The organism is Peredibacter sp. HCB2-198 (genome assembly GCF_045999315.1).
GTDB lineage: Bacteria > Bdellovibrionota > Bacteriovoracia > Bacteriovoracales > Bacteriovoracaceae > Peredibacter.
This window is the reverse complement of record NZ_CP174607.1, coordinates 1665171-1677664: the sequence shown is the minus strand read 5'-3', so window position 1 is coordinate 1677664 and position 12494 is coordinate 1665171. Positions and strand designations below refer to the sequence as shown.

12 protein-coding genes are annotated in these 12494 nt (G+C 41.5%); 1 reads left to right on the top strand and 11 read right to left on the bottom strand.

All coding sequences use genetic code 11. From position 1 onward, the window contains the following. Nucleotides 1–60 precede the first annotated feature (60 nt). From ACJVC5_RS08425 to rapA, 11 genes are all read right to left on the bottom strand, one after another. Nucleotides 61–453 carry a hypothetical protein gene (locus ACJVC5_RS08425; RefSeq protein ID WP_408098930.1) on the bottom strand — a complete coding sequence of 131 codons (393 nt, stop codon included), beginning with the start codon at nucleotides 451–453 and terminating at the stop codon, nucleotides 61–63. 146 nt (nucleotides 454–599) lie between these two features. Then, nucleotides 600–1013, bottom strand: coding sequence for a hypothetical protein (locus ACJVC5_RS08420; protein ID WP_408098929.1), 414 nt, complete (start codon nucleotides 1011–1013; stop codon nucleotides 600–602). A gap of 19 nt (nucleotides 1014–1032) precedes the next feature. Continuing rightward, nucleotides 1033–1434: a hypothetical protein gene (locus ACJVC5_RS08415; RefSeq protein ID WP_408098928.1), complete on the bottom strand. Its 402-nt coding sequence runs from the start codon at nucleotides 1432–1434 to the stop codon at nucleotides 1033–1035. A gap of 13 nt (nucleotides 1435–1447) precedes the next feature. Further along, nucleotides 1448–3313 (bottom strand): DUF4105 domain-containing protein, encoded by a 1866-nt coding sequence (locus ACJVC5_RS08410; RefSeq protein WP_408098927.1) that lies wholly within the window; start codon nucleotides 3311–3313, stop codon nucleotides 1448–1450. Nucleotides 3314–3498: 185 nt separating this feature from the next. Next, nucleotides 3499–4137 (bottom strand): hypothetical protein, encoded by a 639-nt coding sequence (locus ACJVC5_RS08405; protein ID WP_408098926.1) that lies wholly within the window; start codon nucleotides 4135–4137, stop codon nucleotides 3499–3501. 21 nt (nucleotides 4138–4158) lie between these two features. Next, nucleotides 4159–4689, bottom strand: a complete 531-nt coding sequence (locus tag ACJVC5_RS08400; protein ID WP_408098925.1) for a hypothetical protein — start codon at nucleotides 4687–4689, stop codon at nucleotides 4159–4161. Nucleotides 4690–5252: 563 nt separating this feature from the next. Next, a complete protein-coding gene (locus ACJVC5_RS08395; protein ID WP_408098924.1) occupies nucleotides 5253–7064 on the bottom strand; it encodes a tail fiber domain-containing protein in 1812 nt (603 codons plus the stop codon). A 401-nt stretch (nucleotides 7065–7465) separates the two neighbouring features. After that, complete coding sequence (locus ACJVC5_RS08390) at nucleotides 7466–7924, bottom strand: GNAT family N-acetyltransferase (RefSeq protein ID WP_408098923.1); 459 nt, start codon at nucleotides 7922–7924, stop codon at nucleotides 7466–7468. Further along, entirely contained in the window at nucleotides 7925–8164 is a 240-nt protein-coding gene (locus ACJVC5_RS08385; protein ID WP_321397643.1) for a DUF6952 family protein, read from the bottom strand. Between the two features lie 3 nt (nucleotides 8165–8167). Continuing rightward, the gene (locus tag ACJVC5_RS08380; RefSeq protein ID WP_408098922.1) at nucleotides 8168–8473 is read right to left on the bottom strand and encodes a thioredoxin family protein; all 306 of its coding nucleotides are present in this window, start codon (nucleotides 8471–8473) and stop codon (nucleotides 8168–8170) included. 9 nt (nucleotides 8474–8482) lie between these two features. After that, a complete protein-coding gene (gene rapA, locus ACJVC5_RS08375) occupies nucleotides 8483–11215 on the bottom strand; it encodes an RNA polymerase-associated protein RapA (RefSeq protein ID WP_408098921.1) in 2733 nt (910 codons plus the stop codon). 76 nt (nucleotides 11216–11291) lie between these two features. On the opposite strand from rapA, the gene ACJVC5_RS08370 reads away from it, so the two are divergent. Then, on the top strand, nucleotides 11292–12494 hold the full coding sequence (locus ACJVC5_RS08370; RefSeq protein ID WP_408098920.1) for a peroxiredoxin family protein: 1203 nt from the start codon (nucleotides 11292–11294) through the stop codon (nucleotides 12492–12494).

Below are 12494 nucleotides of genomic sequence, written 5' to 3'. Positions count from 1 at the left end.
AAATAAAAAAAGCCCGAGTTTTACTCGGGCTTTTTTTTTGCTTAATTTAAGAATAATTAATTATTCGGCCATTAGAACAGCAGCAACAGTTCCGGCGATTTTTTCAAGATCAGAGTTAGATTCAAGAACTGAGTTGATGCCATCCATTTGAGATTGATCGGCAGAAATTTCAGCGAAAAGTTCTTTAAGAGCTGGCTGGCGAACTTCATCAATCGTTTTCACGCGACCAGCGATCATATCATCATTAAGTGCCACTAATTCGTCTTTTAATTGCTCTTTACCTGCAACACCACGTGATTGAACTGTGGCGGCCGTAGAAGCGAAAGGAGCAAGAACAGTAAGCTCAACCAAACGAGTGGCTGTCACGAATGGAGAGACTGTTGTTTGAACAAATGAAACGGCGAAAGCATTTACAGAAAGAGCTAAAGCAGCAAGCATCATTAGTTTTTTCATAAAAATTCCTCCTAAGGAATAAGTCGTGCAGTGTTTGATGGCGCCACTATATCTCAAGCAGTTTTTTTTTGTTGTTGATTGAAAAATTTTCAAAAAAAAAGGGCCCGCGGAACGGGCCCTTGAGAGAAATCTAAGAATGAAAATTGTTATTCAATCAGCAACGTAATCGTCACCGCAGTCGAGATTTTTTGCAGTTCCGAGTCAGAATGGAGCACAGAATTGATGCTTTCCATTTGCTCTTCGTCTGCAGCAATTTCCTCGAAAAGCTCTCGCAATGTCGGCTGACGAACCTCTTCGATTGTTTTCACGCGTCCTGCGATCATATCGTCGTTAAGCTCTACCAATTCGTCCTTGATCTGCTCTTTTCCGGCCACCCCACGCGACTGAACCGTTCCCACTGTAAAAGCGAAAGGGGCCAGTGTTGTGACAGTACCATACTCTAGAAAGCGTGTGGCAGTGGCGAAAGGTGATAAAGATGTCGACGTCGACATTTCCAGCACTACTTGTGCAAAAGAATTCATCGAGAACATCAGAATCACTGCCATCAAAATTTTCTTCATAGGACCTCCAGGCCGAGAACTACTCAGCAAGCATAATATAAGAAACAGCAGTCGCAACTTTATGAAGTTCATTGCCTTCAGTTACGATTGAATTGATCTGATTCATTTGTGATTCATCGGCCGCGATCTCAGCAAAAAGCTCTTTAAGGGCCGGCTGACGAACTTCATCAATTGAATTCACTCGACCTGCAAGGATATCATCGTTAAGAGCGACCATATCGTCTTTGATTTGCTCGCGTCCAGCAACGCCACGTTGTTGAACAGTTGCAAGAGTCGTTAGGAAAGGGGCCGCAACAGTGGTCTCAAGAAGACGAGTTGCTGTTACAAAAGGAGATGCAGTTGTTTCAACGAATGAAACAGCAAAAGAATTCATAGAGCTTACAGTTAGAGCAAGAGCGGCAACAAAAAGTAGTTTTTTCATAAATCCTCCAGGATTATTTAAGAACATTAACGTTTTGAACAAACTCATTAGTTAACAATTTTATTTTTTTCATATCTTCCATTTCAGCAAGTTCCTTGGTGAAGTAAGACCTGCCAAGTAGGGACTCTAAATTTTCCATTTGCTGATCCAATGACATCTCAACTGCACTCTTACGACTTTCGATGAATTTAGGATAAAGATCCTCAAACTCCTCTGTAGTCGGCACGCCATAGGCCGAGTCAACAACGTTCCATGGCTGAACACTTAATTCCTTCAGTGATTGGCCCATTTTCATCACTTCATTTTTCAGTTCCTCGTCTTTGTCCATTTTTTCCATGGCCTTCTTCGGAATCGCCATCATGTAACGAGATGTAAGGTATCTTTCTAAGTGAGAAAGCTTCATCGCAATTTGTTTTTTTAGGTTCTCATCCGTCATGCCAAGGAACTCATCTTTAAACTTTTCCAGGTCCATGAGACGAGTTCTTGCATTTGTTTTCTTCAAGAATTTATTAAAGTCAGCCTCTTTAAAAGAACTCATGTAAGGACGCAGGAACTGGTAGCTAGAATTAAAATCTTGAAACATGCTTGGGATCAGATAACGTTTTTCAATCATCTGTTCTTTCGTAAGACCCTGAATGTGGCCATCTGACAGATCACTTTCATGTTTCACGATATCGTTATAGATCTTTAGCGGAGTAATGGATGAGATCAGGTCGGCCTGCTCTTCATCAAGAGCGACCGCCAAATGTTTTTTCGTCTCAGTTCCGCAATTGTTATCAAAGAAGTAATACTTCCCCTGGTATGTCCAGTAGCGCTCAAGTGTAATGTCGATAAAATCTTTCTTTTGAACTTCCGTCATCTTAAGAGGGACACTATAAAGCTCGCGAAGTTCAAACTTAGTGTACTCCTGTTGGATTTCCAGGAAGCGCATGATGAATAATTGTGAAGGATATCCACCGAACATGCCCTTATAGTAGTTAAGGTTCATATCGGCCATATACGCGCGATAGCTCAGGGCCAGATGATGAGAAACATCATTCATACATTCAGGGCCCACAGTTTTTCTGTGAGGAGCACAAACAATCAAGCGGAACATAGCATGGCCCCAACGAGACATAAGTGCCTGACCTTTACCCGCAAACAGATAATGAATTTGGTAAATACGTTTTGGATCAATGCTTGTAGAAAGCTGGTAGTTGTCTTCAAGAAACGCAGATTGAGCGAGAACCTTGTAGTTCTTCTGACATTCGCCCTTAAGAGGAATATTCAGTTTCTTAGAAAGATAATTGGCGGTGGCCGGCTTACGGCACTCAAATTCCGAATCAAGAACGAGATACTCTACGTTTACACCGAGAGACTCTTCAAGATTTACGAACTCATAAGGATCCGGTGAAGTGACCGCATTGGAGTTCATCACTTTCTTTTTACTGCGAGAATTCACTCGCTTCATTCCCACAATACGTTGAAAGTCAGCATCAGAGCTGATTTTTTCAGCATTATCTTTAACGTGAGTTAGTTCATGGATGATGGTCGCGCGAAGCATTTCACGAAATGAACCGTGAGCACATTCAAACGAATCTGTATTCGACTGAGCAAGCTCAACAAGACGAGAACTGATGGCCACACTATGTCTCAGGGTATAACCAAATTTAACTTTCTCACCTAATTTACAAAGATTATCTGTGAAATATTGGTCTGACTTTAGTGCCTCTTCTTCAATCGTTACTTTCTTATGAACAGCATCCAGATAATTACTTGGAAGAAGTCTCAGAGACTCCTCAACTTCTCTTTTAAAGAAGTCTGAGCCCTTAATCTCAATCTTCCCTGCCTGAGCAAGAGACGCAAACAGCACTAGTGATAAAATTGCGAGCTTCTTCATATTAATCCTTGATGGAAGGATTATAGAGAAAGGGAGGAATGACAGAGGTTCAGTTGAATTATTTTCTGGGGGTGTATAGGGATTAGACAGGGCCTATGTATTGGAAATTGTAGGGTCTTAAGGTTTACTTCGGCGCCGAAGTTGAGTCCATATTAGTCAGCTCTATCTTCAAAACTCACCTGATTCTATATTAAAACATCGCTAAAAACTCTTTTCTGTTCATATTCATTAATCAACTTCTTGAGTTTTAAAATCTCTTTTTCATCCTTCCTTATTTCGTAAATTCGCAAAAGACCTTTTAAAGATTCCGAGGTGGCCATGAGTTCTTCACATTGTTCTTCTTTACAGCTCACTGTCTGACCTATCTTCTGAGATTGTGTCTTATAGGTTTTTCCATAAAGATGAATTGCCTTATCAAAGTCACCTAATTTTTCATTTACCCATGCAAGCTTAAGTTCGTCGTAAGGATGTTTATTTTGAGATAACAAAAGAGAGGCTTCGTTCAAGTATTTCTTATCCCTAACTGGTCCTTCCCAAAAAATTATTTTCTTTGGCTTATTCTCATCTTGTGGGACAAACCATCCCCAACTTTTACTAAATTTAGTATTTTTAGCAGGTGCACATATTATGATTGCTTCAGTGACCGAAGCAATCATTAATGACGTTGCTAGATCTTGATCTAAGTGTAAATTAGTAGCTTCTTTCTTAAGCCGTTTAATTTCCTTAACTAAATCGCTGGTTCGAATTTCTTTTTTATTGCAGTTTCCGTAATAACCGTAGGCTGTAATGCTTAAGTGTAAAAAGAAAATTACAATCAACTTCATTGTAACCCCTAAAATATTTTTTCAGATCAAAGCATCACTAAATATTCTTTTCTTCTCATAATACTTTATCAACTGATCATACTCTTTCATTTTCTTCTTATCGCCTTTCTTTTGATAAATTCGATGCAGTAATTGAAGTGATTCTACAGTGGCCATTAATTCTCCACATTGTCCCTCTTTACATGCGAATGACTTATCAATTTTTTGGGATTCAGTTTTGAAAGTCTCCTCCAAAAGTAAAATCGCTTTTTTAGTTTCGCCTAGCCTTTCATAAATCCAACCTAATTTTAGTTTATCATGCTCGTCGTAAGCTTTTTCCTGGGGTGTATCCTCTTTTAAATAATGGATTGCTTTATATAAATATGAGGTATTTTTAATAGTTCCATCCCAGAAAATTATTTTATGAATAGATTCTTCAGATGGAGGAATAAAATTACCCCATTCCTGCTTCTTGTTTTCGCCGAAAGGCTCACAGATAGTGTAACTTTCATGAATTGAGCCAATCATATACAATGTGGCCAAATCTCTATTCGCGCTAAGTTTGGCATTCATTCTATTAATTTCTTTAATCCTATTTACCAAATCATTCACTGCAACTTTTTTTTCATAGCACACGGGTCTGAATGCATATACTTGGGTCGCAGTGAATACTAGAAAAAAGATTACATATTTAATGCTTGTGTCTCTCAATATTCACTCTCCACATACGTTTAGTGTGAAAACCAAGCTTATTGCGGCTTCGTTTTTCTCAAATAATAAGATTTTTTAATTTATGCTTTGGGATTTTATTTTCTGAAGCTTATCGAATCAGGCCTAGCCTGAACTTTTCTTAGCCCAGGCTAACTGCCAATATAAGATACCATTTAGCAAGACTTTCTGACTCCGTCCCCCGGTCTCAAAAAGAACCGCAGACTCAATCAGGGACCATTTCAGACCTAATTACTATGGTTTTTCAGATATTTAAAATTGGCACGAATCCTGCTCTCAGCATATTGAGCTGAGGGTGAGAACTTCTAAAAAGTTCAAACAAGATCCCCGGAACCAGAAGTTAAACCTCTTCGAAGTTCCTCATACACCCACCACACACCCTACCTTAGTTCCATCCTCAGCTAGGTTTACTTAAACATTCTATTCTCAATTCTCTCAAGACGGGCCCGAAGTTCAGCATTCTCAGCTTCCAACTTTTTTATTCGATCGTTGGATTCATTAGCGTGCTCAGTGAATAACTTATGCAACTCTTTTACCGCACTCGTGATCCATGGAATAAATCCCATGTAACCAATTTGTTTGTGCCCACTTTTATCTGTGCTTACAAATTCAGGGGCCACTTTTTCTACCGCCTGAGCAATATAACCAGTGTGACGGCCATTATTGATACTCTTCCACTCATAAGTCACAGTTTGAAGCTTCAGAATATTTTTCAGGGCCTCTGAATCAGAATACGCTCTGATATTTTTCTTAAGCCTTTCATCTGAGGAACAGGTGATGTTACCGGCCGTTGCCGGGCGAATTGAACAGCTTTGTGACCCATCAGAAAACGAGGCCACTGTTGTTCCATTTGTTCCAACGACATCAAGCTTATGAGAAGGAGTGGTTGTTCCTATTCCGACAAATCCACCGTTGGCCTGAATGTTAAGATTCGGGTACATGGCAAACCCATCTGGAACTGTCTGAATGAAGCCGAAAGTCTGAACCCCGTTGGTTTGCTCAAAACCAATTCCTAAAGCTCTACTCGTATTATCGGGATCCTTAATCATGATTTGAGCATCATTGCCCGCCAGAGTTCCGTGGGCTTTAAGACTCAACAAGTGAAGAGGATCTGTTTCGCCAATTCCGATATTTCCATCCGGTTTCACAACCAATCGAGGAATCCTTGTAGTAGAACTCCCACTATTAACGATACTCACTTTGGCAGTGGCGACATCATAAACCAATCCACGTTCGTAAATTGGACCATCAGTTCCAAAAAAAAGTCCAAACTGTTGGTTAAGAATATTATTTCCAGTAAGAAATAATCCCGCAGGAACTCCAGCGCCATTGCCATCAATATAAACTTTGGCATTTCCTCGGTAGACATGAAATTTCTCATCTGGAATGTTGGTATTGATCCCGACATTCCCAGTTCCATCAATGACAAATTTTGCACTGTTATTTGAGACGACATTCATTAATTTCGTATCAGCAGCACCTAAGGCAGTACCTTTTTGTGCAAAATAGACACCTGTTCTGGAGAAACCTGTATCAACCCCACCAATAAAACCTGCACTTGCATTGTTAATGCCTGTGAAATTTTTTACGACATCCAAGGTACTCGTGGGAACATTCAAACCAATCCCTACATTACCTCCACTAAAGAAGATATCAGTTTGGTTGGCCGCATATTTCCAAATATCGCCTCCCGCTTCTCCAACCGCTGAACAAGATGTGATCTGGTTGGAAGCATTAACTTGGACATTCAGAACAATTTTCTTCGTTATGATCTTTGATCCTACTTTTCCAATACCGCGATCGAATTCAACAATGAGATGAGTTGTATTTTTAGTGGCCACATCAACATCGGCGGCCGCATCTGAAAGAGAATATCTTAAGATTTTTAAATGTTTCGACCCATAAATTCGATTTGGATCCACTGCCGAAGTAGGAAACTCATCAATGAAGACGCCTTTCACTTCCTTTTTAATCTGGGTCGCGGCATTTGGAGAATTGGTGGCAAGTTGATTTCGAAAGGTCTCTGTACAATTAAGTGGGTCTGAGAGCGCGCCCATAATACTTCTGTAGACGACCACTAGATCAGTATCTACTTCCATCTTACTAACGGCCTTACTGGAATCTTGTATAAGTTGGGCGACGCCAACTCCAAGTGCGGATAAAAGTCCAATGGACATAAGTACTTGAACTAAACTGAAACCACCTTGTCTCTTAAGCATATATCCGCCTTTATCAACAGGAGACCCAACCAACACTGGAATTTTGAAATAAGTTTTAAATACTCATCTAAAATTTTCGCTGATTGATTACGGTTTACAAGATGATAAAGCGATTTAATTCACTTTCCCAAGGTCACTCTGAAGAGGCATTTCTGACTCCGCTCGCTGGTCTCAAAAAGAACCTCAGAATCAATCTGGCACCATTCCAGACCGAATCACTACGGCTTTTCAGATACTTAAAATTGGCACGGATCCTGCTCTAAGAGTATTGAGCTGAGGGTGAGGACTCCATAAAAGTTCACACAATATCCCCGGAACTAGAAGTTAAAACCTCTTCGAAGTTCCTCTAAGGCCTGCAAAAACACCCTTCACTGTCCCACACTCAGCTAGGTTTTCTTACACTACCCTTTCATCCATTCGTACAAATGATAATGCTCATCCGTCATCCCCAACTTCTTATACACATCTTGTGCCTTCATATTGGTTTTATCAACGTAGAGACGGAGACCTCTGAGATCAGGTGACTCCTGAACCATGGTCTTTAAATGAGAATAGAGGGCCTTATAAACCCCATACTTTCTGAAATCCGGATGAACATAGACTGAATGGATCCATAGAACATTTCCATTGCGCCAATCACTCCATTCCGGAACAGTGAGAAGACATCCCACCACCTGGCCGTCTACTTCTGCTAACCAGTATTTGCCTTTTGAAGGATCATCCATCACCGCAGTCACACCTTTCTCGACGGTCGGCGGATCAAGTTTCAAACCATTTTCTGTTTCAAAGGCCATCTTCACCTGATAATCGGCGATTGTCTGGATATCAAAGAGAAGCCCGGGGCGGATTTTAATATTCATTTAAGTCAAAACTCCTCTCACTCTTTTTGAAAACTCACGAAGGGCATTGTTCACATCAAGGCCCTGCTCATCCATCAGAAAACGTAGTTCAGCGGCCATGAGATAGTCACTCATTTGGTCCCCTGGCTCTTCTGAGGTCTTTACCGGTGCCACACCAGTGTTTTCAAATTCATCCGCAAATTTATTAAGCTCATCGAAGGTGTATTTTCCTGCGAGCTCTTTCATATTTTTTGCATTCATAGTTTACGCCTTCATTTTCTGGACGAACTCACGAAATGCTTCTTCCTTCGTTACGTTCACAAGATCCTGTGGCTCACCATTCTTAAAACAACCAACCGATGGAAGCCCCGGAAGTTCTACCATCTCTTTAATCTTTGGATTTTTCTCTACATCAATTTTAAAGATCTTTACGCCCTCTGATTCAGCAACTTTGGCGAACATCGGAGCGGCAATACGGCAAGATCCACACCAAGAAGCATAGAAATCAATGAAAACCAGGGGCTCTTTTTCAATTACACCAAAGATTGTGTCATCATTAAGTTCAGTCATATATTCTCCTTAGTTAATCACGATGCGTAGAGAGTCTAGAGAGAGCTCTGCTTTGTCCATCGCCTTCACCATTTTTTCGCGGTTATGTTTCAGTAACAGAATTTCAGTCTCTGATACTGTTGGATTCACTTTTCTGAGTGCTTCTAATCTTTCGATTTCAGCATTCATGTGCTTCACCATATCGTCTTTAAACTTCTCTTTGTATTGTTTCGCGCGGGCGATACATAGCTCTTTTCCGCGCTTGATACACTCTTTAATGAAGTCTTTCGGAAGCTCTTTAAGTTGAGCACGCTTTTCTGCGTCCAAGGGCTCAACGTTCTCATCAATAAACTTCTTCGGCATCTTTTGAGTCGCGTCCTGCATCTTAGAATCAAGGAGTACGCGAAGCGGAGTTGGTGGGAACCACTTCTCAATCTGAAGTTTCTTCTCAGTCACACAGCTCAAAAGAAAATAACCTTCAAACAAGAACGGTTCTTTCGAAGGAGTCTTCCAGCTTGCGATAGTTGAGTTCCCCATTTCCTTCGAAGAAATGAAGTCCATGATACCGATCACCATTGGATGGTCCCAAGTCAGGAAAGTCGTATCATCTTTCAAAAGCGCATTGGCACGTTTAAATGTGATCTGCATCCCGTCACTCTCAAGGCCTGGAAAGTGAGGAAGATACATATTGTCGCCCGGTCTGATAAAGAACGTATAAGGATCGTTCATGTCCTCAACATCCACACCTAGCTGGTTAAACAGATTAATCATGAAATCACGAAGATCATTCGAGTCATCAACTGCTTTAAGTTCTTTTACAAACTCCATCGCTTTAGCGTGATTAAACGAGTTGATTTCAACTAATTGATCCTGACCTTCTTCAAGCTTCTTCTCAATGTCCTGATGGATAGATTGAGTCTTATCTAAGAACGCCGCGAATTTCTTCTCAGGGAAAGTGCCCTCTTCCGTTTCCTGAAGAAGTTCAACGAGTTCTGGTCTCACTGTTGCATAAAGCTCAGTTCCCCCGCGAGGTGAGGATTCAAAAGCATTAAAGCCCTCATGATACCAACGCATCAGCAGTTCATCACTTGAACCTTCAACGAATGGCACGTGAATCTGGATATCGTTCTTCTGGCCGATACGGTCAAGTCGACCAATACGTTGCTCAAGAAGATCCGGAAGTTTTGGAAGATCGAAAAGAATCAGGTGTCGAGCGAACTCGAAGTTACGACCTTCTGATCCGATTTCCGTACTTAATAGAATTTGCGCCCCTTCAGGATCAGCAAAGTATGCAGCCTGACGGTCACGGTTCATGAGGTTCATCCCTGAATGGAAGAACGCCACTTTCGCCGTGGTCTTATCTTTAAGGGCCTTCTCTAAATCCACTACCACTTCTTTATCGTGACAGATGAGAAGGGTCTTATCGTCTCTATGTTTTTCAACAAACTCGGCCAGCCACTGGGCCTTTTGTTCAAATAATTTTTTCTCTGGGTTCTTGGTCTTTCCAATTTTAATTGGATAAGAATTGAAGACACGCTTCGGGAAAAACTCCTGGTAGCTCGCCATGGTTTTACGAGTGTTTCTGAAATACACGCGACCTGTTCCGTGACGATCCACGAGCATCTGAAGGGCCTTCTCTTTGTCCTCTACCTCAACTCCAACTTTTTCTTTTAAAAGTTTTTTATCGTTGGCCGTAAGGGCCGATCCCTTAATGAGTTTATTTGCGAGATCCGTGATTGGTTTATAACCCGTGGTCTCTTCCACAAATTGATTAAAGTCATGGAAACGGTTTGGATCCAGAAGGTGAAGGCGTGCATAGTGACCCGCAAGACCCAGGATTTCCGGTGTACCAGAGAGAAGAAGAACTCCCGGAGTTCCGGCAGCGATGGCCGCCACGAAATCATATTCCATGGAAGCGTTATCAGGGGCCCAGCGTAATTGGTGAGCTTCATCCACAACTAAGAGGTCCCACTTCGAATCAACTGCTTGCTCGAGTAGCCAATCTTCCTTCATGAGGTATTTCAAAGACGCCACAAACAACTGGCCATCTTCAAATGGACGGTCGCCACGCTCTAATTTCGAGTCATGATTAATGGTCGTAAAAGTCATCTGGAATTTTTTTAGCATTTCCACGAACCACTGATAAACCAGTGAATCCGGAACGAGAATCAAACAACGCTCAACTCTTCCAGTCAAAATCAATTGATGTAGAATAAGACCTGCTTCAATGGTTTTACCTAAACCTACTTCATCCGCCAAAAGTACACGAGGACGAGAACGTTTCGTTACTTCGTTGGCCACATACATCTGGTGAGGAATGATATTTAAGCGTGGGCCTGAAAAACCGCGAATCGGAGAAATAAAAAGTTTTCTCTGATTTAAAAGAACATCATAACGAAGCTTAAACAGTTCATTCGAATCAATGTTTCCCGCGAACAAACGCTCTTCCGGTTTAGAAAATGAAAGCGTGTCAGCAAGTAATGACTCAGAGAGAGACTTCCCTTCTCCGTGATAAGTCACGATGCCTTTATCTTCTGTAGTGTTCTCTAGAATAAATACCGATCCATCCTGGGCCTTAATCTCGTCCCCTGGAACAAATTTAATTCTACGTAATGGTGCGGTTTGAGTGCCGTATCTGCGGTCCACTTTAGCTGCTGGAAAAAAACAAGTAACGGTCTTCGCTTCTACCTCAACAATAACTCCAAGCCCTAATTCAGGCTCAGATTCCGATATCCAGCGTTGGCCTATGATGAACTGCTTCATCGATCCTCCGTCAAAGGTGACAAATTCCCACGATTGGACCAAGATATTACCAAACTAGGCCGCGGGGTTAAAGCTTATGATTAAAAAAATTGCGCTTCTTTTGTCTCTGAACACGCTTTTGATGAGCTTTATGGCCCATTCTAAAACTTTAAACACCGGGCCGTGGCGTTTTGAGATGAGAGCGGCCCATGGCACGATCCCTTTCGTGATTGATATAAAGAAGGATAACGGTAAATATTCAGGTGTTCTTCACAATGGTGAAGAAAACATCCAACTCAAGGGTCTTACCTTTGCCAACGATCAACTGAAAATCCCGCTTCAGATGTATGAAATGAGCCTGGATATGAAATTGTCCGCTCAAGACTCAATGACGGGCTTTCTCATCCGTCACAATAAAAAACCTGAAGTAAAAACTCCTGTTTTTGCCCTTCACGGTGAAAAAGAACGTTTTCCGGAAGAAAAGAGCAACCCCCGTGTGGATCTTAATGGCCGTTGGTCAGTGGTCCTGACTGATGAACAAGATCTCAAAACAGACGGTATCATCGTTTTCAAACAGAAAGGGAATGACCTTAACGGAACCATCATGACTCCGACTGGCGATTATCGTTACTTTGAAGGATTCGTTTCTGGTGTGGAGTTTGAGGCCGCAAGTTTCGATGGAGTTTATAACTATCTTCTTCGCGGAGTGGTCCAAGACGGAAAACTGAAAGCGCGTATCCTTGCGAACTACAAAACGTTAGTGGAAGGAGCAAGAAACGAACAGGCCCAACTACCAGATGCTTATAAGCAAACCCAGGTCGAGGCCATCAATTTTCAATTCCCGGATCTCACCGGAAAACAAGTTTCTCTTACCGATCCAAAATTTCTGAATAAACCGGTCATCATTACTTTCTTCGGTTCATGGTGTCCGAACTGTATTGATGAAATGAACTATCTCATTCCTTGGTACAACGAGAACCACAAACGTGGGATTGAAATTGTCGCCCTTGCTTTTGAGCGCAGCCTAACTCCGACCGATGCCAAAAAACAACTCATGAAAGTACAAAAGACGAAGAAGGTTCCTTACACTCTTCTTCTTGCTGGCGCCACTAGCGAGGACAAACCGGCCCAAAAAATCCCAGGTCTAAAAAACTTCATTGCCTTTCCAACCACAGTTTTCTTAAATAAGAAACATGAGGTCGTAAAAGTTCACGCTGGTTTTAACGGACCAAGTACTGGTGAGTTTTATGACAAATGGAAAACTGAATTTACCCAAACCGTAAATGAGTTGCTGAAATAA